Origin of the sequence: Nanchangia anserum (genome assembly GCF_015240065.1) — a bacterium.
Lineage (GTDB): Bacteria > Actinomycetota > Actinomycetes > Actinomycetales > Actinomycetaceae > Nanchangia > Nanchangia anserum.
The window spans coordinates 585101-609994 of sequence record NZ_CP060506.1; the positions used below are offsets into that span (position 1 = coordinate 585101).

The 24894-nt window shown below is 64.8% G+C and carries 18 protein-coding genes, 1 tRNA gene and 2 pseudogenes; 13 read left to right on the top strand and 8 right to left on the bottom strand.

What is annotated here, in order from left to right; genetic code table 11:
* Nucleotides 1–10: 10 nt before the first annotated feature.
* From H8R18_RS02710 to H8R18_RS02725, 4 genes are read right to left on the bottom strand one after another with little or no spacing between them, the layout of a single operon-like run.
* Nucleotides 11–1312 (bottom strand): MFS transporter, encoded by a 1302-nt coding sequence (locus H8R18_RS02710; RefSeq protein ID WP_191072033.1) that lies wholly within the window; start codon nt 1310–1312, stop codon nt 11–13.
* 11 nt (nt 1313–1323) lie between these two features.
* Nucleotides 1324–2646 (bottom strand): phosphotransferase, encoded by a 1323-nt coding sequence (locus H8R18_RS02715; RefSeq protein WP_191072032.1) that lies wholly within the window; start codon nt 2644–2646, stop codon nt 1324–1326.
* A complete protein-coding gene (gene treS / locus H8R18_RS02720) occupies nt 2637–4349 on the bottom strand; it encodes a maltose alpha-D-glucosyltransferase (protein WP_227712856.1) in 1713 nt (570 codons plus the stop codon). Before treS ends, H8R18_RS02715 begins: the two co-directional genes overlap by 10 nt.
* Nucleotides 4346–6598, bottom strand: a complete 2253-nt coding sequence (locus H8R18_RS02725) for an alpha-1,4-glucan--maltose-1-phosphate maltosyltransferase (protein WP_191072030.1) — start codon at nt 6596–6598, stop codon at nt 4346–4348. Before H8R18_RS02725 ends, treS begins: the two co-directional genes overlap by 4 nt.
* A gap of 174 nt (nt 6599–6772) precedes the next feature.
* Here H8R18_RS02725 and H8R18_RS02730 point away from each other — a divergent pair.
* Together H8R18_RS02730 and H8R18_RS02735 are read left to right on the top strand one after the other, a co-directional pair.
* A pseudogene (locus tag H8R18_RS02730) lies at nt 6773–9136 on the top strand (glycogen/starch/alpha-glucan phosphorylase).
* 184 nt (nt 9137–9320) lie between these two features.
* Complete coding sequence (locus H8R18_RS02735) at nt 9321–10070, top strand: VIT1/CCC1 transporter family protein (protein ID WP_191072028.1); 750 nt, start codon at nt 9321–9323, stop codon at nt 10068–10070.
* Nucleotides 10071–10140: 70 nt separating this feature from the next.
* Here the strand turns inward: H8R18_RS02735 and H8R18_RS02740 are convergent, their stop codons facing one another.
* The 3 genes from H8R18_RS02740 to glgX all read right to left on the bottom strand — a co-directional run bounded on the left by H8R18_RS02740 (nt 10141) and on the right by glgX (nt 15769).
* Nucleotides 10141–12189, bottom strand: coding sequence for a glucose PTS transporter subunit IIA (locus tag H8R18_RS02740; protein WP_191072027.1), 2049 nt, complete (start codon nt 12187–12189; stop codon nt 10141–10143).
* A gap of 188 nt (nt 12190–12377) precedes the next feature.
* Entirely contained in the window at nt 12378–13478 is a 1101-nt protein-coding gene (gene trpS / locus H8R18_RS02745; protein WP_191072026.1) for a tryptophan--tRNA ligase, read from the bottom strand.
* Nucleotides 13479–13501: 23 nt separating this feature from the next.
* Nucleotides 13502–15769 carry a glycogen debranching protein GlgX gene (gene glgX, locus H8R18_RS02750; protein WP_191072025.1) on the bottom strand — a complete coding sequence of 756 codons (2268 nt, stop codon included), beginning with the start codon at nt 15767–15769 and terminating at the stop codon, nt 13502–13504.
* Between the two features lie 123 nt (nt 15770–15892).
* Between glgX and H8R18_RS02755 the strand changes: the two genes are divergently transcribed.
* The 8 genes and pseudogenes from H8R18_RS02755 (at nt 15893) to H8R18_RS02785 (ending at nt 20608) form a co-directional block, all read left to right on the top strand.
* On the top strand, nt 15893–16690 hold the full coding sequence (locus tag H8R18_RS02755; RefSeq protein ID WP_191072024.1) for an electron transfer flavoprotein subunit beta/FixA family protein: 798 nt from the start codon (nt 15893–15895) through the stop codon (nt 16688–16690).
* Between the two features lie 12 nt (nt 16691–16702).
* Nucleotides 16703–17683, top strand: a complete 981-nt coding sequence (locus tag H8R18_RS02760; RefSeq protein WP_191072023.1) for an electron transfer flavoprotein subunit alpha/FixB family protein — start codon at nt 16703–16705, stop codon at nt 17681–17683.
* Nucleotides 17680–18054 (top strand): aminotransferase class V-fold PLP-dependent enzyme, encoded by a 375-nt coding sequence (locus tag H8R18_RS09500; RefSeq protein ID WP_194189365.1) that lies wholly within the window; start codon nt 17680–17682, stop codon nt 18052–18054. The genes H8R18_RS02760 and H8R18_RS09500 overlap by 4 nt, the downstream gene beginning before the upstream one ends.
* Nucleotides 17987–18217 (top strand): annotated as a pseudogene (locus tag H8R18_RS09875) (aminotransferase class V-fold PLP-dependent enzyme); the annotation flags it as partial. The gene H8R18_RS09500 and the pseudogene H8R18_RS09875, both read left to right, overlap by 68 nt.
* 28 nt (nt 18218–18245) lie before the next feature.
* Complete coding sequence (locus tag H8R18_RS09505) at nt 18246–18842, top strand: aminotransferase class V-fold PLP-dependent enzyme (protein WP_420846893.1); 597 nt, start codon at nt 18246–18248, stop codon at nt 18840–18842.
* Nucleotides 18843–18868: 26 nt separating this feature from the next.
* Entirely contained in the window at nt 18869–19960 is a 1092-nt protein-coding gene (gene mnmA, locus H8R18_RS02775; protein ID WP_191072242.1) for a tRNA 2-thiouridine(34) synthase MnmA, read from the top strand.
* Between the two features lie 62 nt (nt 19961–20022).
* Nucleotides 20023–20106, top strand: a tRNA-Leu gene (locus tag H8R18_RS02780).
* A 22-nt stretch (nt 20107–20128) separates the two neighbouring features.
* On the top strand, nt 20129–20608 hold the full coding sequence (locus tag H8R18_RS02785; RefSeq protein ID WP_191072021.1) for a peroxiredoxin: 480 nt from the start codon (nt 20129–20131) through the stop codon (nt 20606–20608).
* Between the two features lie 24 nt (nt 20609–20632).
* On the opposite strand, the gene H8R18_RS02790 is transcribed toward H8R18_RS02785, so the two are convergent.
* A complete protein-coding gene (locus H8R18_RS02790; RefSeq protein ID WP_191072020.1) occupies nt 20633–21112 on the bottom strand; it encodes a hypothetical protein in 480 nt (159 codons plus the stop codon).
* A 400-nt stretch (nt 21113–21512) separates the two neighbouring features.
* On the opposite strand from H8R18_RS02790, the gene H8R18_RS02795 reads away from it, so the two are divergent.
* The 3 genes from H8R18_RS02795 to arcC all read left to right on the top strand — a co-directional run bounded on the left by H8R18_RS02795 (nt 21513) and on the right by arcC (nt 24783).
* The gene (locus tag H8R18_RS02795) at nt 21513–22763 is read left to right on the top strand and encodes an arginine deiminase (RefSeq protein WP_191072019.1); all 1251 of its coding nucleotides are present in this window, start codon (nt 21513–21515) and stop codon (nt 22761–22763) included.
* Nucleotides 22764–22827: 64 nt separating this feature from the next.
* Nucleotides 22828–23832: an ornithine carbamoyltransferase gene (locus tag H8R18_RS02800; RefSeq protein ID WP_191072018.1), complete on the top strand. Its 1005-nt coding sequence runs from the start codon at nt 22828–22830 to the stop codon at nt 23830–23832.
* 33 nt (nt 23833–23865) lie between these two features.
* Nucleotides 23866–24783, top strand: a complete 918-nt coding sequence (gene arcC / locus H8R18_RS02805; RefSeq protein WP_191072017.1) for a carbamate kinase — start codon at nt 23866–23868, stop codon at nt 24781–24783.
* Nucleotides 24784–24894 lie beyond the last annotated feature (111 nt).

Here is a 24894-nt window from a genome sequence, read left to right on the forward strand (position 1 = left end):
TTTTCGACTTTTACACGGCGACGACTCGCCGCTCACGCCGAGCAAGTACGAGATAACCAACGCCGGACAGGGCTGACAGCACGGCGACCACCATGTAGGACGTCGTCCACGAGGAATGATCCGCCAGTATCGGCATGAGCCAATTGGCCCCGAGGTTGCCCAACAAATACGCCATCAAGCCGACAAATCCCAGCGCCGTCCCCGCGACCTTGAGGGGGACGAAATTCAGCGTCAGGATGTTGACGATAAGTTGCGGCCCGTAAATGAGGGTGCCCAACAATCCCGAGACGACGAGGAGGGTGATGTAGGACGAGGTCCCGGTGTATTCCAATGTCTCGTAGTAGAAGATCAGCCCTGCCATGACGAACAAGCCGATGGCGCCGATGAACGTCATCTTGTTGGGGAACTTTACGGCCAGCCAGGCAAAGAAGAACGATCCGGGAACCGCCACCCACTCGAGGACCGACACGGCCGTCAGGTAGTGATGCTGGGCGAATCCGGCCTCTTCGGACAAATAGATCGGCATCCAGTCTTCGACGCCGAATCGCACGAAGTACAACGCGGCGTTGATAAAACCGACGAGGAGAATGCCGGGATTACCGAACACGTAACGTCCGATGAGGGTCCAATAGGGCAGTTCGGTCGACGAGTCCTCGCCGACATTGGGTTCGCCTTCCTCGCCGTATAGGTCGCGCAGGGAGCCGAGTCCCTCGGATTCGGGATTATCGCCACCGAGCTTCCATACGAAGAAGGCGAGGATCAGCACAAAGATGCCCGGCAGAATAAACGTCAGCGCAATGTTTCCCGGGGCAATGACGCCGATTCCGCCGATAAAGAGGGGCAGCAGCGCGGAACCGACATTTTGGGAGACATTCCAGCCGGCAATAGCGCTTCCGCGGGTGCGGTTGGGGAAATAGTTGGCGATCATCGCCTGAGACGACGGGGCGAGGGCGCCCTGGATGAGGCCGACGGCGATGAGGAGAATGGCGATGATGACGAAGGAACTCGTCACACCCATGAGGATGCACAATAGCGCGGCGAGCGCCAGCGCCCCGCCGAAGAGGTGACGCAGGCTCATCCGATCGGCGAGCATCCCCATGACGAATTTCCCCAGCCCATAGGTGACGGTGAAGCACGTGAGGAGGACCGCGACGTTCATCTTGTCCCAGCCGTAGGCGTCGATCATGTCCTTCGACATGATCTTGAAGTTGTTACGCACGAGGTAGGCGCACACGTAGCCGACGAAGGCGACCCCGAGGATCACCTTTTGGCGGTAGAGGAATCGGCGGAACGTTTCGGGGTGGGCAGACATCGTCGTCCTCCTCACTCGGGCAGGTTGATCAGTTCTTCTCGCAGAGCGGTTGCCGGGATGGTTTCCCAGGCGGGGCGTTGTTGGGCTTCGTAGCGAATCTCGTAGAGGGACTTCTCGACGACGAAGGCGCCGAGCAGCATGCGTTCGGCCTCACCGGGGCCGTCCTCGCCAAAATATCCGCGGACAAACGCGTCTTGCGCAGTTGCGCACCAGGCCGACGAGCCATTACCGATCGCACGGGCGTAGTCGAAGGAGCGGATGATCCCGGCGACGTCGCGCAGGCGCTGATCGGGTTGGATCCGCTCGGCTAGCGGGCGCAGCGGCTCGCCCTCGAAGTCGAGGACATACCAGGAGCGATCGGAGCGCAGGCACTGCCCGAGGTGATAGTCGCCGTGAATGCGTTGAGCGGGGGGGAGTGCGCCGACGTGCTGGAGCATTCCTGTCAGGCGGTCGAGGCGTTCGAGCGTATTGGTGTCCGCCGCGAGCGTCGAGGACGCCGCCATCGCCTGACGGGCTTCCCCGTGTATGCGCAGCGCCAGCGCGGCACCGGACATGGGCTCGCTCTCGCCGAGGCTCGCGCGCAGGTGTTCGTGCATCGAGCGCGTCATCTCGCCAAGCGCCCGCGCCGCATCCGCGGGATCCTCATCGGCGCGCGCCCGCTCGACAAAGTAGGCAAAGCCGTCCTCGGCGTCGCTCACCAGCCGCGAGACGACGCCGGTGCACGTCTCCTCGGCCTCGTGATCGAGGCCAGTTACCATCATGGTCGAATATCCCAGCGGTTCGGGCACGGACTCGAAACCGTCACCGGCCAGCGCCAGCGGGACGGCGATTTCCGGGTGCTCGCCGACCACGAGGACGCGGAAGAATTTGACGATCGCCGGGGGAGAGGCAGGAAAAATGAGCGAGGTATTCGACTGCTCCTGCCCGAGGTGACGCGCATCGGCCACCGCCGCGCGCAGCTGGGCGGCAATCGCAGGGCCGTCCTGGTCGGGCAGCACCCCGAGACCGCCGTCGCGGTGGGTCTGGTCAATCCACGCCGTCAAGAATTCCCGGTCGTAGAGGGCGTCGACGAGGACGCCGCCGTCGTCGAGATCGATGATGCGACCCGCCTCCGACCACGTCGGTTTCCACGCCAGCGGGACGTGGACCCATGCCCCTTGGGCCAGCTGGATGACGAGGACACGCAGGTCGTCAGACCCGGCGAAATCGGCGTAGTGGATGACCTGGGCCCCCTCGATGCTCGAGGCTGGAAACCACCGGCGCTCGAGCAGCCAGGGTGCCAGCAGGTCAAGAATCACCGAACGCGCCGGCCAGGTGGCAACACTTAGTGACATGAGTTTTCACCTCCGCAGGTCAGCTCCAGCCAGTAGTACCCGTGACGGGTGAGCGTCACCGTCAGCTCGTCCGCGTCACTCACGCGGGGGAACTCACCGCCGTCGACGATGTCGCGCGTGTGCCATCCGGCCATCCCCGGCAGATCGATGCTCACCGCCTGCGCAGACGCCGCGAGGTTGTACACGCACAGCAGCGTCGTCGTCTCATCGCGGCGAATGAACGCCATGACTTCCTCGCGCGACGTCGTCGCCAGCTGCATGGCCCCCTGGCCGAAGCACGGGTAGGCGCGGCGAACCGCGAGGGCGCGGCGAAGCCAGTTGAGCAGGGACGTCTCGCGTGCCATCGATTCCTCGACGTTGGTCGAGCGCGGATCCCAGCCGGGAGCGTCAATGAGGGGGTAGAGGAAGCTCTCGGGATCGGCGTGGGAAAATCCCGCACCCGACGTTGGATCCCACTGCATCGGGGTGCGCACGCCGTCGCGGTCGGGCAGCCAAATGTTGTCGCCCATGCCGATTTCGTCGCCGTAGTACAGGAATGGGCTGCCCGGCAGTGACAGCAGCATCGCGTGGGCCAGTTCGATCTTGCGCCTCGAGCCACCGAGCAGGGGAGCGAGGCGACGGCGAATCCCGACGTTCGAGCGCATCCGCGACTCGGGGGCATACCAGCGGTACATGTCGGCGCGCTCGGTCTCATCGACCATCTCGAGGGTGAGCTCGTCGTGGTTGCGCAAGAACGTCCCCCACTGCCCACCTCCGGGAAGGGGCGGCAGGGTCGCAAGGATTTGGCGCAGCCCGCGCCCAGACTCGGCCCGCAGCGCGGCAAAGAGCCGCGGCATGATGGGAAAGTGGAAGCAAATGTGGCACTCAGGCGTGGCCTCGGTGCCGAAATAGTCGACGACGTCGGCCGGCGGCTGATTGGCCTCGGCGATCATCACCGTCCCGGGAAACTCCTCGTCGACCATGGCCCGCAACTCGGCGATGAATTCGTGAGTGGCCGGCAGGTTCTCGCAGTTGGTGCCGTTGCTTTCGTATAGGTAGGGGATCGCGTCGAGGCGGAATGCGTCGACACCCGTGCGGCACCAAAACCGCACGACGTTGCGGATAGCCGCGCGCACGGCCGGATTGTCGTAGTTGAGGTCGGGTTGGTGGGAGAAGAAGCGGTGCCAGAAGTACTGCCCGCGCACGGGATCCTTGGTCCAGTTCGACGTTTCGGTATCGATGAAGATGATCCGGGCATCGCGGTAGTCGTCGTCGCTGTCGCGCCACACGTAGAAATCCCCGTAGGGACCCGTCGGATCGGAGCGTGAGGCCTGAAACCACGGGTGCTCATCGGAGGTGTGGTTGAGCACCATGTCGATGACGACGCGGATTCCACGTTCGTGCGCGGCACCGACCAGGGCGGTGAAGTCCTCCATCGTCCCATAGCGCGGGTTGATCGCCGTGTAATCGGAAATGTCGTAGCCGCCGTCGCGCAGCGGGGAGGGATAAAACGGCGGAATCCAGATGGCGTCAATCCCCAGCCACGCCAGATAGTCGAGCTTGGACTGCAAGCCGGCGAAGTCGCCGACCCCATCGCCGTTGGCGTCGGCATACGAGGCCAACAGCACCTCGTAAAAGACGGCCTGGCGGTACCAGTGCGGATCGTGAGAGGGGGCCTCTACTCCCTCGTAGCTGTGCGCGAGCGGGGTAAGCGAACCGGTCACAGGGCCTCCACGGAAAAGACGTGCGCGAGGCGACCCCACGGCTGCAGCTGGACAAAGTTCGTCGCCCCCCACGTGTAATCCTGACCGTCGAGGTGATCGCGCACGCGCATGAGCGGCACACCCGGTCCCATGGACGCCCCGCCCAGGCCGAGCGCGCCGAGGTCGAGGGTGACGAGGCCCTCGACCTGGTCGTGCGGATTCAGCGAGATAACGACGATGACGGTATCGGCCTCACCCGTCGGCGACTCCCAGGCCTCGACATGGCGCGAGAAACAGATGATCTCGGGATGGGTCGTCGTGTGGATCGTGATGTTGCGCAGGCGTTGCAGCGCCGGATGCTCGGCTCGCGCCTCATTGAGGGCCGTGAGCAACCGCGACATCTCGGGGCCGCATCCGGACGCGTAGTCGCGGGGCCGGTACTCGTATTTCTCGTTGTCGTTTTGTTCCTCAAAGCCCGGGCGCTGGACGTTTTCGGCCAGCTCGTAGCCCGAATAAATGCCCCACGTCGGCGCTCCCGTGGCCGCGAGCACGGCGCGTAACCGGAAGGCGGCCTCGCCACCGTCGACCATTTGAGAGGTGAGGATGTCGTGGGTCGTCGGCCAAAAGGCCGGGCGCATGAGATGAGCTGTATCCCGGGCGACCTCGGTGAGGTAGTCCTCGATCTCCTGCTTGTGGGTGCGCCAGGCGAAGTACGTGTAGGACTGGTGGAACCCGACCGCGCCGAGGGTGCGCATCATCGCCGGGCGGGTGAAGGCCTCGGCGAGGAACAGCACGTCCGGGTGATCCCGCCGCATCTGGGCAAGGAACTCCTGCCAGAAGCGCAGCGGCTTGGTGTGGGGATTGTCGACGCGGAAGATCGTCACCCCGTGGGCAATCCACAGCTCGATGACGTCGACGATGGCCTGATACAGGCCGGCGTAGTCGTTGTCGAAGTTGAGGGGGTAGATGTCTTGATACTTCTTCGGCGGGTTCTCGGCATAGGCGATTGAGCCGTCGGAGCGCTTCGTGAACCATTCGGGGTGCTCGCTCACCCACGGGTGATCGGGCGAGCACTGCAGCGCGATATCGAGGGCGACCTCCATGCCCAGGCCCTGCGCTCGCTCGACAAAGGCGTCGAAATCGGCAAACGTCCCCAGATCCGGATGAATGGCGTCGTGGCCTCCCTCGGGTGCCCCAATCCCGTAGGGCGACCCCGGCTCGCCGGGTGCGGCCGTGAGCGAATTGTTCTTCCCCTTGCGCATCGTCGTGCCGATGGGATGAATCGGGGTGAGATAGATGACGTCGAATCCCATATTCCGGATCCGTTCGAGATCGCCGGCCGCACTGCGCAGCGTCCCGGACGTCCATTCCCCCGACTCGTTGCGATGGGCGCCAATCGAGCGCGGGAAGATCTCGTACCACGACCCGACGAGCGCGCGCTCGCGGTCGACATAGACGGGATAGCGCTTCGTCGTCTCCTCAAGGTCGCGCAGGGGGAAGCGACGCATGACGCGGCGAACCTGTTGATGTACGCCCGCCGATAGCCGCGTTTGCGCCGACGCCGAGGCGTCGCGCAGCCCGATGGCCGCCTGCGTCAGCACCTCGCGGGCCTCGTCGGCCTCGGTGCCGGTCACGCTCAGGGAGGCGGCGGCGCGTTCCATGAGCAAGGCGCCTTCTTCGAGCATGAGATCGGAGTCGATGCCCGCCGCGATCTTCACCGAGGCGTCGTGGCTCCACGTCGCGAAGGGATCCGACCACGTCGAGATGGCGAAGCTCCACAGTCCCTGCTCACCCGCCCGCAGCCGTGCCTCGTAGCGGTCGAGTCCGGGGGCGATGTCGCGCATAAGGCTGCGCTGAACCTCCTGACCGGCGGGATCGTAGAGGACGGCCTCTGCGGCGAAGGCATCGTGCCCCTCGCGAAAGACGGTGGCACGAACGGGGAAGGACTCGTTGACGACAGCCTTGGCGGGCCAGCGGCCATCTTCGATTGAGGGCCACACCTCGGTTGCCGGGATCCGGCTGATGCGGCAATCCTCGCGCAGCAACGTCGGTGCCTGGGGAGTGGGCGTCTCGGCCGAGCCCGCATACTTCAGAGCGGCATCGGCGTCCTGGGAGGCACCCGGTGCCGGGGGAGTCGATCGCGTCGCCGCTCGCGAGGCTTTGCGGGTGTGGGCACGTTCAGCAGCCCGTGTCGACGGTGTCGTCGTCTCCTCGCTGCCGCGGTGCTTCGCGGTCGTGGAACGGGTGCGGGGTGAACGCGGCGCGGTCATTGACGCCTCCTCAATCGACAACATCTTCGGCAACCCTCCCAGGCTATCGGCTACCCGCTCGGTGCGCGTGACGATTGGCTCCGCCGGGATCCAGCGGGCGGATTCTTCGGCCCTGTGCCATTGCCGCTAGACTGGTCGCGATTTCGCCCCTTGGTGAGAAAAGGAACCTACCCGATGACCGAGACGTTTACCGACATCGCGGCTGCCCACACACGCGCCGCCTCCGGCCGCTCCATCGCGGCGTCGACGCGAATGGAAATGTGGCAGGGCCTATCGGCCAGCGTTGTCGACCGAATTGCCGAGCGGTGGCAGGCCACCCACGAGGCCTATCGTGCCGGTCGGCGCCAGCACTATTTCTCGGCCGAGTTCCTCATGGGCCGCGCGTTGCTCAACAACCTGCTCAACCTCGGTCTCCTTGACGACGCCGAGGCGGCCGCAGCCTCCTTCGGGGTCGAGCTGAGCGACATCCTCGAACAGGAGCCCGATGCCGCGCTGGGCAACGGGGGACTGGGGCGTCTGGCAGCGTGCTTCCTCGACTCGTGCGCCACCCAGGATCTGCCGGTCGTCGGTTACGGCATTCTTTACCGTTACGGCCTGTTCAAGCAGCTGTTCGAGGCCGGCTATCAAAAGGAAGCTCCGGATGCGTGGATGGAGGAGGGCTACCCCTTCGTCATCCGCCATGAGGAAGATCAGCGTTTCGTCACCTATGCCGACATGACGGTGCGGGCGATCCCTTACGACATGCCGATCACGGGCTACGGCACCGATAACGTCGGAACCCTGCGGCTGTGGCGCGCCGAGCCGATGGAAGAATTCGACTACGACGCCTTCAACTCCCAGCGCTTCACCGACGCTATCGTCGAGCGCGAGCGCACCTCGGACATCTCGCGCGTTCTCTACCCCAACGACTCGACGTTCGAGGGCAAGGTTCTGCGCGTGCGCCAGCAGTACTTCTTCGTCTCGGCGTCGCTGCAGCAGATGGTCGACAACCACATCGAGGTCCATGGCGATGTGACGTCGTTTGCCGACTACAACTGCATCCAGCTCAACGACACCCACCCGGTGCTCGCTATTCCCGAACTCATGCGCCTGCTCATGGACGAGCACGGCTTGGGGTGGGAGGACGCCTGGGACATCGTGTCCGAGACGTTTGCCTACACGAACCACACGGTCCTCGCCGAGGCTCTGGAACAGTGGGAGGTGTCGATCTTCGACCGCCTGTTCCCGCGATTGACGGAAATCGTCTACGAGATCGACCGCCGATTCCGGTCAGGACATGTCCGAGCGCGGCCTCGACGGGGCCCGCATCGACTACATGGCGCCCGTCTCGGGCGGCAAGGTCCACATGGCGTGGATCGCCTGCTACGCGGCATTCTCGATCAACGGCGTGGCCGCGCTCCACACCGAGATCATCAAGCGCGAGACGCTCAAGGACTGGCACGACGTGTGGCCCGAGCGCTTCAACAACAAGACGAACGGGGTGACCCCCCGACGCTGGCTCAACCAGTGCAACCCTCGCCTGGCGCGCCTGCTGACCGAGGTCACGGGATCCGACGACTGGGTCCGCGACCTCGATGTCCTCGCCACGGTCGCGGATGCGGCCGACGACGATGTTCTGGCGCAGTTGATGGAGGTCAAGCACGCGAACAAGGTCGAATTCGCCCGCTGGATCAAGGATCGCCAGGGGATCACGATTGATCCCGAGGCCATCTTCGACGTTCAGATCAAGCGTCTGCACGAGTACAAGCGCCAGCTGCTCAACATCATGTACGTCCTCGATCTGTACTTCCGGATCAAGGACGACCCCACGCTCGATGTCCCCAAGCGCGTTTTCATCTTCGGCGCCAAGGCGGCCCCGGGATACGTCCGCGCCAAGGCCATCATCAAGCTCATCAACGAGGTGGCGCGCCTCGTCAACGACGATGCCGATGTCGCCGGGCGACTGTGCGTCGTGTTCGTCGAGAACTACAACGTCTCTCCGGCCGAGAAGATCATTCCGGCGGCCGACGTGTCCGAGCAGATCTCGATGGCCGGCAAGGAGGCCTCGGGAACCTCGAACATGAAGTTCATGATGAACGGTGCCCTGACGCTGGGAACGCTTGACGGCGCCAATGTCGAAATCCTCGACGCCGTGGGCGAGGACAACGCCTACATCTTCGGCGCGACCGAGGACGAGCTGCCCGACCTGCGCCGCACCTACGATCCCAAGCAGGCGACGGAACAGGTGCCGGGCCTCAACGCGTCATGGATGCCTTCGTTGACGGCACGTTGAGCGATGACGGCTCGGGGATGTTCCACGATTTGCACTGGTCGCTGCTCAACTCCAACGGCTACGAGCCCGCTGACGTGTATTACCTGCTCGGTGACTTCGCGGCCTATCGCGAGGCGCGTGACCGCATGGCCGCCGATTATGCGGATCAGAAATCGTGGGCGCGCAAGTGCTGGAATAACATCACGGCGTCGGGACGTTTCTCCTCCGACCGCACCATTCGCGATTACGCGAACGAGGTGTGGAAGATCGCCCCGACCGCGATCTGAGACCCACGTATGAGGGTAGGCGCGAGGGAAACCTCGCGCCTACCCTCACGCATATGCCCAGGTCAGAGGGCATATGAGGCCGAGGGGTTCGGTCAGGCATGTCTTAGTGTGCATCGGCTGGGCCTACGTGGCGACGTATCAGCTTCGTTGCTGGCAATTCTGCCGCGACCTAGCCTGTGTCGCTATGACAACACCTCCGCACTGCCCGACACGCACATCGATTAGCACGTCATCGCCCACCCGCGAGCGCGGCTCATTGTCCTCGCGCCTAAATTGGTTACGCGCGGCTGTTCTTGGCGCCAATGACGGCATCGTGTCGATTGCCGGTCTCGTCATCGGCGTCGCCGTTGTCGATCCGACGAACCGGGGTCTCATCGCACTCGCCGGCTTGTCAGGGATCGCTTCGGCCGCATCCTCGATGGCCGTGGGCGAGTACGTGTCGGTGTCGACCCAACGCGATACCGAGCGGGAGGTCATCGAGCGCCAACGCGCCGCGCTCGAGCGCGATCCCGAGGGCGAAAAGCGCGAACTTGCGCGCGCGTATCTCGACCGGGGGCTGTCGGCCGAGACCGCGCTGATCGTCGCTACCGAGCTGTCCGAGCGCGACGCGGTGGGGGCGCACCTGACGGCCCGATACCACCTCGACGCCGACGATTTGACGAACCCCTGGCACGCGGCTGCGGGGTCATTTATTGCGTTCCTCGCCGGGTCGGCGCTGCCAATGCTCGCGATTTTGCTTTTCCCCCCGTCGATCGCCGTTGCGGCGACGATCGCCGCGGTCATCATTGCCCTCGCGCTTACCGGCGTGATCTCGGCCGAGCTCGGCCGAGCACCGAAGGGACGTGCCGCCGTGCGCCTCGTCATCGGGGGCGTCGTGGCGATGGGCTTGGGCTACGTCATCGGTCACGTCTTTGGCACCGGCGGCATCGTGTAGCGACACTGCCAACGCGACAACACAACGGGGCCCCGCTCACGTCGAGCGGGGCCCCGTTAGCGCGTATACGTCAGTTCGCGGAGGACGCCGGCTGAAGCGCCTTTTCGGCCGCCAGAATGACCGTGTCGGGCGTGACCTCGCCCGAGGCGGTCTGGGTGACCTTGGCGATCTTCTTCGACTTCATGACGATGATCGGCGTGATCGATGGGTAACCGGCAGCGGCGATCTTGTCGAGATCGAACGTCACCAGCGGATCACCCGCGTTCACGCGATCCCCGGCCTTGACGTGGACCTCGAAGCCGTCGCCACCCATCTTGACGGTGTCCAAGCCGACGTGGATGAGCAGCTCAACGCCACCTGCCAGCTTCAGAGCGACCGCGTGACCGGTTTCGGCGGCAAGCATAACCTTGCCCGCAGCCGGCGCGACGACGGTGGACGAGGACGGCTCGATGGCCACGCCCTCACCCATCGTCCCGCGCGCGAACACGGGATCGGGAACGTTCGAAAGGGCCACGAGACGGCCCGCCAGCGGGGCGGTGATCTGGACGATCTCGGCCTCGGTGGTCTGCGCCACGTCGACCTCGGCGGGCTCGTTCGTGTCGGCAGCGCCAACCGCGGCAACCGGAGCCTCGGCGGAGGCGACCTCAGCGGTGTCGCTCGCCGTGGAGGCGGCGACCGCAACCGGCTCTTCCTTGTCCTTGTAGCCGCGGATGACGACGAGGACGCAGGCGGTGATGAAGGAGGCCAACACGGCGACGCCGTACAGGCCCACCGAGTCGAAAGCGGGAATCGTGAGGAACGAGGTGAAGACGAAGGCCTTCGTCGTCACGCCGCCGCCCAGGCCGATGATGAGACCGCCGACGAGGCAGCCGGGCAGCATCGACGGGTAAATGCGCTTGAAGCGCAGGTGAATACCGTACAGAGACGGCTCGGAAATACCGCCGAGCAGACCTGCGGCAAGCGCGCCGGTCGCTGTCTGGCGCATCGTCTTGTCCTTGTTACGCGCCGACAGGATGAGGACGCCGGCCGTGGCACCGAAGCAGGCGAAGTTCCAGCAGCCCATCGGGCCCTGAATGTAGTCGTAGCCGAGCTGCTGAATGTTAAGCAGCATGATCGCGTTGATCGGCCAGTGTAGGCCCAGCGGCACCATGAACGGGTAGGCCAACGGAATGACGATGGCGAAGATGAGCGGCGAGAAGCCGTTGATCGCGCTGAGGAACTGCGCGAGCGCAGCACCGACGTAGACCCCGATCGGGCCGATGATGAAGGCCGTCAGCGGAATCATGATGAGCATCGAGAAGAAGGGGACGAAGATCAGCTGGATGTTCGCGGGGAAGATCTTCTTCAGCAGCTTCGTCAGCGGGCCCAGCAGGGCGGCCATGAGCAGCGGCGGGAACACCTGCGAGGAGTAGTCGAAGATCGTCAGCGGCAGGCCGGCGATGTCGATGACCTTGATGGTCTGCCCCATGAAGTGGACGTCGCGAGCGGCCTCGGAGAAGGCCGAGAAGCCCGGGAGCATGAGCGCCGCCATGATGGCGAAGCCAACCCAGGGATCAGCGCCGACCTTCTTGGAGGCGTTGTAGGCGACGAGCAGCGGCAGGAACGTAAAGACACACTTCCAGCACAGGTTGACGAACGCCCACTGCGGGGGCAGGTCGACGCGCGGGTCAGCCCAGTTGCCGATGATGCCGAGCGTGCCCATGAGCGCCATGACGGTGATGAACAGCGAGGCTCCCAGGAGGGCGCCGATGATGGGACGGAAGGAGTCGGAGAGGAACTCGAAGAAGTTGTCGAGCCAGGAGAACTTTCCGCGCGGGCCCTTAGAGCGTGCCTGGGCCTTGACGTCGTCGTCCGAGAGCTTTCCGGCCGTCGCCATCTCGGGCAGTCCCATGATCTCGTCGTAGACGCTCTGGACGGCGCCGCCAATGATGATCTGGAAACGCTCACCCGACTGGGGAACCGTTCCCATGACCCCGGGCAACGCGTCGAGAGCCTCTGTGTTGACTTTCGATGCGTCATGGAGCTGGAAACGCAGCCTCGTCGCACAATGCGTGAGGTGCGCGATGTTTGCGGGACCGCCGACATTGTCGATGATTCCCGACGCGGTGGTTGTAGCCATCGCTGTCCTTTCTCTGAGGGAGATCACGCCCCCAGGCCAGCTTCCGCGCCGGCGCTGTTGGGCTGAACGCAGAGAGACTAGCACGCTCACGCACCCGGTCTAGACACGTTTGCCGTGATTGCGGGTGTGACCTTGACGCGTCGGCGAGAAATAGCGCGAAAACAGCGAAGATCGCGGGACTTTCGCGCCTAGTACACCATCGACATAGCCTCGCGCACGAGGGCCAGCGTCTCCTCGCCCTCGGCGTTAGCCCGCTCGTTACCGGCGGTGAGCACCTCGCGCAGATAGGTTCGATCGTCGAGAAGGGCTGCGCGCTTGACCCGGATGGGCTCGAGCATCGCGTTGAGCGCATCGGTCACGACACGCTTGAGGGCACCCGCACCCTGGTCGCCGATGGAGGCGGCGATCTCTCGGGGATCGCCGGCCCCGGCCAGCGAGGCGAGGGTGAGGAGATTCGACACCTCCGGTCGGGCAACCGGATCGAAGGTGATGACGCGATCGGAGTCCGTCTTCGCTTTGCGAATGAGCTTGGCTGTTTCGTCGGCGCTCATCGCCAATTCAATGGCGTTTCCGCGCGACTTCGACATCTTTGTCCCGTCAAGGCCGAGCACGTGACTGGCCTGGGAAAGCAGTGCCTCGGGGCGGGGGAAGACACGCCGGGTGAGCGCTGACTTGCGCCGGTAGCGCTTGTCGAAGCGATCGGCGATGAGGCGGGTCTGCTCCAGGTGGGGCAGCTGATCCTGGCCGACGGGCACGAGGTTCGCGCGGCAGAACAGGATGTCGGCGGCCTGGTGGACGGGATAGGTCAGTAGCAGGCCGGACATGGCCCGATCCGAGGCCTCCAGCTCGGCCTTGACCGTGGGGTTGCGATGCAGCTCGGACTCGGTGACGAGCGAGAGAAACGGCAGCATGAGCTGATTGAGCGAGGGCACCGCCGAGTGGGTGAAGATCGTCGCCGTCGTGGGGTCGATGCCGCACGCGAGGTAGTCGGCGAGGAGGGAATACACGCGCTCCTTGACCGGTCCCGTGCCGTCGCGGTCGGTGATGACCTGGTAGTCGGCGATGACGAGCCACGTGTCGACGCCGCGCGCTTGCAGGTCGACGCGATTCTTCAGCGTGCCAAAGTAGTGACCGAGATGGAGGTTTCCCGTCGGTCGATCGCCGGTCAATACCCGAAATCGCGCGGGATTGTCCGAGATCTCGGCCTCGATTTCGGCGGAGCGCTCCTTACACCGACGAAGCGAGGCATCGGTCAGGGAATCACTCAGGGTCTCTTCGGCATCGTGCATGTTGCCCATCATATCGAGCCGGCTCAGTGCTCCAGCAGAGACTTCACGTCGGGGGAGGACAGCAGCAGCGCGATGCTCAAGGGTTCCATGAGGATCTTCTGTCCGCCGACGTAACGCGTGAGTTCGTCGGGATCTTCGGGGCGCTCCCACGTCGTGTCCCACCGCAACGTGTATGCCGTCCCTCGGCCTTCGGCCAGGCGCACCTCGGTCTCTTGAGCCGTCGCGTTGATGATTGCCAACAGGTCGACGTCGCCGTGAGGTTTGCCCGAGCGCAGCATCTGCAAGACGCGATTTTCCGGGTCATGCCACGAGTGATCGCTCAGCTCGGTGCCCGCACGGGTGTACCACGACACGTCGGGCAGAACATCGTCGATCGCCTGCCCGGTGAGGAATCGCGCCGGGCGCAGCACGGGGTGGTTGCGACGCAGGTGAATGAGCATGCGCGCGCAGTCGTGGAGGTCGTGTTGGAAGTCCTCGAGATCCCAGTCCACCCACGAGATCTCGGAATCTTGGCAGTAGGCGTTGTTGTTGCCAAACTGCGTGCGCCCGAACTCATCGCCCGCCACGAACATGGGCGTGCCCGCGGAAATCATCAGCATCGTGAAGAGGTTGCGCAGCGAGCGCGAGCGCAGGGGGCGCAGCTCGGTGAGCATCTCGATCGCCTGGGGGACGTCGTCCTTGGTCAGGTACGGTCCCGCCGCGCGACCCTCCACGCCGTGATTCCACGAGAGGTTGTTGTTCGTCCCATCGCGATTTTCTTCGAGATTCGCCCCGTTGTGCTTGCGCTCGTAGCACGTGAGGTCCGCCATCGTGAAGCCGTCGTGGGCGGTGACGAAATTGATCGAGCGCCGCGTGGCTGCGGTAGTCGCGTCGGCGAGGTGGCCGTAGAGGTCCTGCGATCCCGACAGACGCGTCGCCAGGTCGTAGGGGCCGCCGCCACGGGCAATTCCACGCGACTGAGTGCCGGCATCAACGAGCCAGAACTGACGCAGAGAATCGCGATAGTGATCGTTCCATGTCGAGAACGCCTGCGGAAAGCCTCCCGTTTGCCACCCGCCGATCCCGACATCCCACGGCTCGGCAATCATCTTCTTCTGCCGCAGCACCGGGTCGAGCAGACAGGCCTGGAGCAGGGGATGGTCCGGCGAGAAATCCTCGTGCAGACGCCCGTTCGTCACCCCCAGATCGAAGCGGAACCCATCGACGCCCATGTCGCGGGCCCAGTAGCGCAGAGAATCGAGAATCATCTCATTCACGCGCGGCTCGGAGGAGTCGAGGGAGTTTCCACAGCCGGTGAAGTCGCGCGTGTGGCCGGTGGCCGGATCGATGCGGTAATACATCGCGTTGTCGATGAGCCGCCACGAGACGCCAGGGCCAGACATGCCGCCCTCGCACGTGTGGTTGTAGACGACGTCGAGGATGAGTTCGAGGCCCGCCTCGTGCAGCAGCGACACCATGCCACGGAATTCGTCGAGGACCGCGGAGGGGCCGCCGGCGCGCGCGGCCGCCGACGCGTAGGACGGCTCAGGAGCGAAGTACGACAGGGTCGAATATCCCCAGTAATTCGATAGCCCCCGCTCGGTGAGGAACGGCTCGTCCAGCTTGGCGTGGACCGGCAGCAGCTCAATTGCCGTAACCCCGAGGTCGGTCAGGTAGGACACCGTCGCGGGGTGGGCGAGGCCGGCATAGGTTCCCCGCAGGTGCTCGGGAACGTCGGGGAGGTTCTTTGTCAGCCCTTTGACGTGGGCCTCATAAATGATCGTGTCGTTCCACGGCGTGCGCGGCCCCGCGACGACTGGGAACGACGGTGCCTGAATGACGCCGCGCACGGTGTGGGAAGCCGAATCGTGCGAATCCGGCTGTAGGGGATGAATCGGATAGAGATCGTCATCGCACCGGTGCGCATAGACGGCATCCGTGAGGTCGACCGCCCCCGTGATAGCGCGCGCGTAGGGATCAAGCGCCAGCTTGTTCGGGTTATAGACGAGGCCACGCTGGGGATCCCACGGGCCCCACACGCGAAACCCGTACGGTGTCCCCGTGTGGTAGCCGGCGACGTGGCCGTGCCACACGCCCTCATCGGGGCCGATCAACTGGAAACGCGTCTCCTCGGCGTCGGCGGCATACGAATCGAAGAAACACACTTCGACGGCCTTAGCGTGAGGGGCAACGACAGCAATGTCCACGCCATCAGCGACGATATGCCCGCCCAGACGCGAGGGATTGGTTGCGCCGCGGGGAACCCGGGGACTCACGGGGCCGGACTCATAGGCTGAAAACGTCTCAGGCATGCCCGATAGTCTCTCATGTCCCGTTTACGCGCAGTGCCAAAAGACCCGCCAAACGGCGTGGATTTGCCCACGCTAGAGCCCTCGCATTCCTGTTGACTTCGCACTTATGGCAGTCTGGGAGACATGCGAATCGTCGTTTGCGTGAAATACGTTCCCGATGCTCAATCTCATCGCCGTCTCGAGGGCGGCACGCTCGTGCGTGGTGAAGAGGACAGTCTCAACGACCTCGACGAGAACGCAATTGAGGCGGCGCTCGCGGCGAAAGAGAACCACGGCGGCGAGGTCATTGCGCTGACGATGGGGCCGGCGGGAGCTAAGGACGCGGTCATGCGGGCTCTCCAGATGGGCGCCGATCGCGCCATCCAGATCACAGACGATCGCTTGGCCGGCTCCGATGTCATCGGCACCGCTCAGGTTCTCGCCGCCGCCATCACCAAGCTCGGTGAGGATGCCCCGATCGATCTCGTTCTCACGGGGTCGACGTCGCTGGACGGCATGACGTCAATGCTGCCCGGCGCCCTCGGAGCAACGCTGGGATGGCCGTCGCTGACGGCGGCGGCGACCTTCGCCATCGAGGACGACGCGGTGACGGTTTCTCGCTATCTCGACAATTTCGCCGACGTGTTGACGGCGCCCTACCCCCTCGTCTGCTCCGTGACCGACGAGGCCAATCAGCCGCGCACTCCGGGATTCAAGCTCATGCTTGCGGCCAAGAAGAAGCCCATCGAGGTATGGGATCTCGACGCGCTGGCCATCGATGGTCAGCCGCGTTACGGTTCCGAGGCCGCCGGCACGCAGATGTTGCGCGCGGATAAGCGCGACGAGCGACGAGGCGAGGGCCGCATCGTCACCGATTCGGGCACCGGCGGTGTCGAACTCGCGCAGTTCCTGCGCGAGGCCGGATTTGCGCAGGGCAACTAAGGAGGGGCGAGAATGAGCGAACTGATCGAAGGAACCATCCTCGTTGTCACCGACCACACGGGAGATGACGAGCACGGATACGTCCTCACCGAGGCATCGAAACGCCTGCTCACGGCGACGCGTGAGATCGCGGGCGGCGACATCGTCGCGCTCGCGCTGAACTCGGCTCCTGACGTGGCCGCGCTTGCCGCGCAGGGGGTGACGCGTATCATCGCCGCTCGCCTCGGCCGGTTCAGTCCACGCGTCCCCGGCATCGTCGCCGATTGCGTCGTCGCTGCCGCGCGCGAGTGCGATCCCGAAGCGATTCTCAACGTCTCGAACGCGCGTGGTCATGACGTTGCCGGGCAAGTTGCCGTGCTGCTGGGCACCGGTGCCTCTGTCGACGTGTCGTCGCTGCGCATCACTCAGTCGCGTTTGCTGGCCTCAAAGTCGGTCCTTGACGGGCAGTGGGAGACGGAGTTCCACGTCAGCGGCGGCGTACCCGTCATCGCCTTGCGCACGGCTGGGTTGGTAGCCGCCGACGCGCCCGAGCCGACGACTCCCGAGGTCGAGCATCTCTCCGTTAGCTTCCGCGAGGCGTCTAAGGCCGTGGCGGTGAAATCCTCGCGCACTGAGGACCACACGGTTTCGCTCACCGACGCCCCCGTCGTCGTGTGCGGAGGGCGCGGCACCCAGGGCGACTTCACGCTCGTCAACCAGCTTGCCGAGCGTCTCGGAGGCGCGGTCGGGGCAACCCGCGTGGCCACCGAGGAAGGGTGGATCGACCGCGCCGCGCAGGTTGGGCAATCCGGCGTTGCCATCGCCCCCAACCTTTACATCGGCCTGGGCATTTCCGGCGATATCCACCACGTCTCGGGCATACGCGGAGCACAGACGATCGTCGCCGTGTGTGACGACGCCGAGGCGGCGATCTTCGAACTCGCCGATTTTGGGGTCGTCGGTGACATCAACGTGGTGATCCCGCAGGCGTTGAGCGCTCTGGACGGGCAGTGAGCCTCATCTACCTCGACAACGCCGCGGCCGCACCCATGCGGGCGGTGGCGCGTGAGGCCATGGTGCGCACGTGGGAGCGGGCGCAGGGGACCGGGCTGAATCCCCAGTCGGTTCACGCCGCTGGTCGCGACGCGGCATTCCTGCTCGATGACGCTCGCGCGCGCATTGCCCTGGCACTCGGCGCGGATCCGACGGAGGTCATTTTTACCTCCGGAGCCACCGAGTCCGATGTCATCGCCCTTCGCGGTGCCGCGGCGGCGCCCGGCACGCCGAGTCATCCACACCGCCCTCGATCACCCGGCGATCGCGCAGACGGCGGCCACGATCGCAGACGTGCGCATCATCGGGCTTCGCCGCGATGGCGGGATTGATCTCGACGACGCCGAGGCTGCCTTCGCCGGCCCCGCGCCGGCGATTCTCGCCCTCACATCCGTCGCGTCCGAAACGGGAGTCATCGCGCCCGTACGCGATATTGTCGCCCGGGCGCGCTCGCGGTGGGGGCGCGAGGTGCCGATTCTGCTCGATGCGACTCAGGCCATCGGGCGACTTCCCGTCGATTTTCATGCCCTCGGCGTCGACCTTCTCGCGCTGGGGCCTCGGCCACAAGTGCGGCGCCCCGTCGGGCAGCGGGGTGCTGCTCGCCACGCGCGAAGTCGGCATCGTTCCCGTCATGACGGGCGGGGGACAGGAGCGTCAGCTGCGCTCGGGCACGCCCGCTGTCGCCACCGCTCAAGCCCTGGCTGCTGCGCTAACCGAGGCCGTTGAGGAGCGCCCGGCGATGTCGCAGCGCCATGCCCGGATGCGCGAACGACTGATCTCGGGGCTTCCCGATGGCATCGCGGTGGCGACCCAGGCCGAGGCGACTGCGTCGATCACGATGTTCGTCGCTCCCGGTTGCTCCGCCGAGGCCCTCGTCGTCGCCCTCGACGCCGCCGGGATTGCCGCGTCGGCTGGTTCGGCCTGCCACACGGGAGTCTCGCGTCCCTCCCCGACACTGCTAGCACAGGGAATCAGCGAGGAGGATGCCAGCGGTTCCCTGCGGGTCTCCTTCGGCTGGGCCACGCGCATGCGCGACGTCGAGGCGTTTCTTGAGGCGTTGCCCGGTGCCCTCGATGCGGCTCACGCTTACGCCGAGCTGGCGCGGCCCAGGTCGCGGTAGGCTTCGCGGGGACATTAGGAGGAATGATGCGGGTGCTTGCGGCCCTGTCGGGCGGCGTCGATTCGGCGGTTGCCGCGGCGCGCGCCTGCGATGCCGGCCACGATGTCACGGCCGTCCACATGGCGTTGACGTCAAATCCCCAGACATCTCGGTGTTCGTCACGCGGGTGCTGCACGCTCGAAGACGCCCAGGATGCTCGCCGTGCCGCCGCGCTGCTGGGGATTCCGTTTTATGTGTGGGACCTCGCCGAGCAGTTTCACGACACGGTCGTGGCCGACTTTGTTGCCGAATATCGCGCCGGGCGGACGCCGAATCCCTGCATTCGGTGCAACGAGTTCATCAAGTTCCGCGAGCTTGCTCGACGCGGTGCCGCGCTCGGATTCGATGCCGTGTGCACCGGCCATTACGCATCAATCGTCGCCGGGGCTGACGGTCCCGAGCTTCATCGTGGGGCGTGCGAGGCCAAAGACCAGTCCTACGTGTTGGCGGTGATGGGCCGCGAGGCTCTGGGGCGAGTTCTCTTCCCGCTCGGCGACGCGGTGACCAAGGACGAGGTCAGGCGCGAGGCCGCCGAGCGTGGGCTGCCAATGTCCGCCAAGCCCGACTCCTATGACATCTGTTTCATCCCCGATGGCGACACCGCCGGGTTTTTGCGTTCGCGTATGGGTACCCAACCCGGGCCGATTCTCGACACCGAAGGCAACGAGGTGGGTACCCACCGGGGGGCCTACGCCTACACGGTTGGTCAGCGTCGAGGACTCGGACTGAACCGCCCAGCTCCCGATGGGCGTCCCCGCTACGTCGTGCGCACGGACCCGCGCGCGAACACCGTCATTGTCGGCGCCGCCGAGCTGTTGAGTGTCAACCGCATCGACGCCGCCGACGCCGTGCTGCTCGCTGATGCCGCCCATCCCGGGCTGAGTGCCGAGCGCGAGGTGGCGATTCAGGTGAGCGCTCACGGGAGCCTCACTCCGGCACTCGTTCGCATTCGCGGCGACGAGATGCGAGTCGAGCTCATGCAGCTGCGACGCGCCGTTGCGCCCGGTCAAAGTCTCGTCGTTTACGACGGCACCCGAGTGCTCGCCCAGGCGACGATCTCCTCGGCGCGCCGCGAATAGCCGCGGCAGCGAAGCGGGTGTGGTGTGCGTCAGCGTGGCGGGACCGCTACACTAGGCGACGCGCGCGCGTGGCGAAATTGGTAGACGCGCCAGGTTTAGGTCCTGGTGCCGGTGACGGCGTGAGGGTTCGAGTCCCTCCGCGCGCACGTTCGGTGAAAGGACGACACCATGGCGAGGCTTTCCGTGGGGCAGGATGCCCCGGACATGACGCTCGACGGCATCCCCTCAGGCCCCTACCGGTTGCACGATCTCGCGGCGTCGACGACGCGCGGTCTCGTCGTCTACTTCTATCCGCGGGCCAATACGCCGGGATGTACGGCTGAGGCGTGCGATTTTCGTGATTCGCTGGCCTCGTTGCGCTCGAGCGGATATGAGGTCATCGGCATTTCTCCCGATCGCCTGGCGAAGCTTGAGGCCTTTGCCGACGAGCACGCGCTGTCCTTCCCGCTGGCATCCGATCCCGATCACGCCTGCATGGAGGCGTGGGGCGCGTGGGGCGAGAAGACGAACTACGGGCGAACGAGCGTCGGCGTCATCCGCTCGACGATCGTCATCGATCCCTCGGGTGTGGTGACAGCAGCGCTCTACAACGTTCGCGCAAAGGGGCACGTCGCCCGATTGCGCCGCGAACTCGGCCTCGACGACTGAGGAGCTTGGCCGTCGGCCGGCGGGCTACCTACAATGCCAGGTGTGGCGAGCGTAGTCGAGCACGCTCGCGGTCTCGCCGCCCTCGCGAATCCACGTTGCCGGTGATGCGCCGCGCAGCGGTGAATCGTCCTCGGACTGCCGCCACGCCCACGCCGCCAAGGAGGCGCGTTGCGCGGGCGATGGATCGGGTGGGAGCAGTGATTTGAATACCTGGGTGGCTGCGGGTGCGATCTGGTTGGCCCCGAGCTGCCACATCGGGTAGTGCCACGTTCTGCCGATCTGGACTCCGAGGATCCGGCGTTCGCGTACGCCTTTGCTGATGCCCTGGCGTGAGATGCCGAGCCAGTCCGCCAGCGCCGGCGTGAGACAGGTGGGGCCGATGTCGACCTGGTTGCCCGCTGCGCGCCTCACCGAGGTGATGAGGGCAACGATCGAGTCGATGTCGTCCTCGTCGATCGCGAGCGGTCGGGGTGAGGATGACAGTGCGGTGCGCAGGGATGCCACCAGTTGCTCTTCAGTTGCGGTGAGTGTGCGTTTGACCATTGGTGCCTCCCGTCTGCTGTTCCTCGTGTGCATCGTGTCGCTACCTGGCTCAGACTAGCGCGAGGTGTGACGGCCGCGTGTCGCGCGTGTCGTATATCTTCCTGTATGTTATGCGGCTTATCTCCAGAGTGTTCGGCTGATATTACCAATTCCGGCATTTAATGCGACATGAATATACGGGTGAATGAATATCGCTAAACGGTGTTCAGCGGACCTGTAGGCGTCGGGGTAGCTGGTGTGATGTACTTCTTATGAGCAATCCTGGAAAGCCGCACGTTACACCGCGGTGACGCTGCCCCGGGCGAGACGGTGCCCGACTTATGCGTCGCGGGTGACGCGGCGGTAGCCGAAAGGAGTGACGATGGAGAAAACGCCCGGCGTCTGGTCTGAGGCAGGTCGGCTGCGCACGGTCATGGTGTGTCGTCCCGGCCTTGCCCACCGACGACTGACTCCACGCAATTGCCACGACCTGCTCTACGACGATGTGCTGTGGGTCGATAAGGCTCGTGACGATCACGCGGAATTCGTCGATCTCATGCGTGAGCGCGACATCGACGTTCTCGATATGACGGATCTGCTCGAAGACGTCGTCGCGATTCCCGAGGCACGGCGGTGGATTCTCGACCGCAAGATCACCGAGGACGCCGTCAACCCCATCGTGTGCGCCGGTGTGCGCGATTGGCTCGACGACATGGAGCCAAGCCGGCTCGTGTCTCACCTCATCGGAGGTCTCGGGGTGGGGGAGGTGCCCGCCGAGATCGGGGGAACCTACACCGACGCGCTCATTCCCGACGGCAGTATTGACGAAGACTGGCTACTGCCTCCCCTGCCGAATACCCAATTCATGCGAGATAACACGGCGTGGATGTTCGGCGGGGTCTCGCTCAACCCCATGTACTGGCCCGTTCGCCGACAAGAGACGCTGTTGACGGCGGCGGTCTATCGGTTCCACCCGCGGTTTGCCGAGGCGGATTACCAGGTGTGGTTCGGCGATCCGGATCGGGCATGGAACCCCAATACTTTCCTTGAGGGCGGCGACATCATGCCCATCAAGCCGGGGGTGTTGCTGGTCGGGATGGGGGAGCGCTCCTCGGTGAACGCGGCAACGCAGCTGGCGAAGTCGCTGTTCGCCGCCGGCGCGGCCGAGCGTGTCATCGCTGCGCACCTGCCGAAGACGCGTGCGGCCATGCACCTCGACACGGTCTTCACGTTCTGTTCGGAGGATGTCGTCAACGCCTACCTGCCGATCGTCAACGACGTCTGGACGATGTCGCTGCGGCCCGATTCCTCCGCGCGCGGTGGAATCGATATTCGCCGCGATGGGACGAAGCTCATTGACACGCTCAGCGACGTCCTCGACACCCCACTTCATGTCGTTGCCACCGGCGGTGACTACTTCAACATCGAGCGTGAGCAATGGAACGATGCGAATAACACGTTGGCGCTTGCGCCGGGTGTCGTCGTCGGCTACGCCTCCAACACCGTGACCAATGCGGCGCTGCGCAACGCCGGCATCGAGGTGATTGAGGTCGATGGCGCGCAATTGGGACGTGGGCGCGGAGGCTCGCGATGCATGACGTGCCCGATCGAACGCGATGCCCTCTATGTCTAATATTCCCGTGGCTGGGGTGTGCGTCTCAGCCGCGCTCATCCGCTAGGAAATCAAGGAGATACTCATGGGATTCAACCTGAAGAACCGTCACCTGTTGTCGCTGACACGGCACACCCCACGTGAGATCCACTATCTGCTCGATCTCTCCCGCGACCTCAAGCGCGCGAAGTACGCCGGTACCGAGGTGGCGCGCCTGCGCGGCAAAAACATCGCCCTCATTTTTGAGAAGACCTCAACGCGCACCCGGTGTGCGTTCGAGGTCGCCGCCCACGATCAGGGCGCGAACGTCACGTACATCGAGCCGTCCTCGTCCCAGATCGGGCACAAGGAAACGATGAAGGACACCGCCCGCGTGCTCGGGCGCATGTACGACGGCATCGAATACCGCGGCTTTAGCCAGGCGACGGTTGAGGAGCTGGCGGAGTATTCGGGCGTGCCGGTCTTCAACGGGCTGACGGACGAGTATCACCCAACCCAGATGCTCGCCGACGTGTTGACAATGCAGGAAAACTGCGACAAGCCGCTCACGGACATCTCCTTTGCTTTCGTCGGCGATGGACGCAACAACGTCTCGAACTCGCTGCTGCTGATCGGTGCGAAGCTGGGGATGGACGTGCGCATCGGTGCGCCCGCCAAGCTGCAGCCCACGGACGAGCTACAGCAGATGTGTCGCGGATTTGCCGAGGAATCGGGGGCGCGGATCACGATTACCGACGATCCCAAGGCCGCCGTTGACGGCGTTGACTTCATCTACACCGACATTTGGGTGTCGATGGGCGAGCCGGTCGAGGCGTGGGGTGAGCGTATCGATGAACTCATGCCGTTCCAGGTCAACGCCGATCTGGTCGCCGCAGCGAACAATCCGAACGTCAAGTTCCTCCACTGTCTGCCGGCGTTCCACAATTCCGACACGAAGATTGGGGCCGAGGTCGCCGAGCGCTATCCCGAGCTGGCCAACGGCATCGAGGTGACCGAGGACGTATTCGAGTCCGATATCAACCTGGCCTTCGAGGAGGCCGAGAACCGGATGCACACGATCAAGGCCGTTCTCGTCGCCTCGCTGGCCTAACCGAGAAGCGGATACGGGGAAGGAGGCGAAAGGATGCGTATCGTCATAGCGTTGGGCGGCAACGCCCTGCTCAGGCGCGGCGAGCCCATGGAAGCGGCAACGCAGCGCGCCAACGTTAAAGTGGCCGCCGAACAGATTGCGAAAGTTGCTCGCGATGATGACGTCGAGCTGGCGATCGTTCACGGCAACGGCCCGCAGGTCGGTCTGCTCGCGTTGCAGGCGGCCGCATATCCCGACGTCACGCCGTATCCGCTCGATGTGTTGGGGGCCCAGACCCAGGCGCTGATCGGCTACATGATCGAACAGGAGTTGGGCAACATCGTCGCGCCCGAGCGCGCGATCGTCACGTTGGTGACCATGGTGCAGGTCGACGCCGATGACCCGGCATTCGATCATCCGACAAAGCCGATCGGGCCGGTCTATTCCGAGGCGGAAGCCCGGCGCCTCGCTGCCGAGGGAGGCTGGGCGATCGCTCCGGATGGAGATAAGTATCGCCGCGTCGTCGCCAGTCCCGACCCGCAACGGATCATCGAGCTTCGCTCGATTCGTCGACTTATCGAAGACGGTGCGATCGTCACGTGTGGCGGTGGCGGCGGGATCCCGACAACCTATGACGAGGCAACCGGTACGCTCACGGGAATCGAAGCGGTCATCGACAAGGACCTGTGTGCGTCATTGTTGGCCCGCGAGCTGGACGCCGACATGCTCGTCATCGCCACCGATGTGGCTGGAGTCTTCCGCGATTGGGGCACTCCCGATGCTCACTGCATCGAGGAGGAAACGATCTCGAGACTTCGCAGCATGACCCTTGCCGCCGGGTCGATGGGACCGAAGGTGGAGGCGGCGTGCCGATTCGTCGAGGCGACGGGTAAGCCGGCGGTTATCGGATCGCTGGAAGACATCGAGGCAATCGTCGCCGGCACCGCGGGGACTCGCGTCGTCGCGGACTAACAGCCCAGATATCCCCAGTCGGTGCCCGTGCCCGTTATGTGGCGCGGGCACCGAGGCATATCGGCGTCGTTATGCTGTAGCCAACTCATCCGGTGTGGTCGCGCGTGAGAC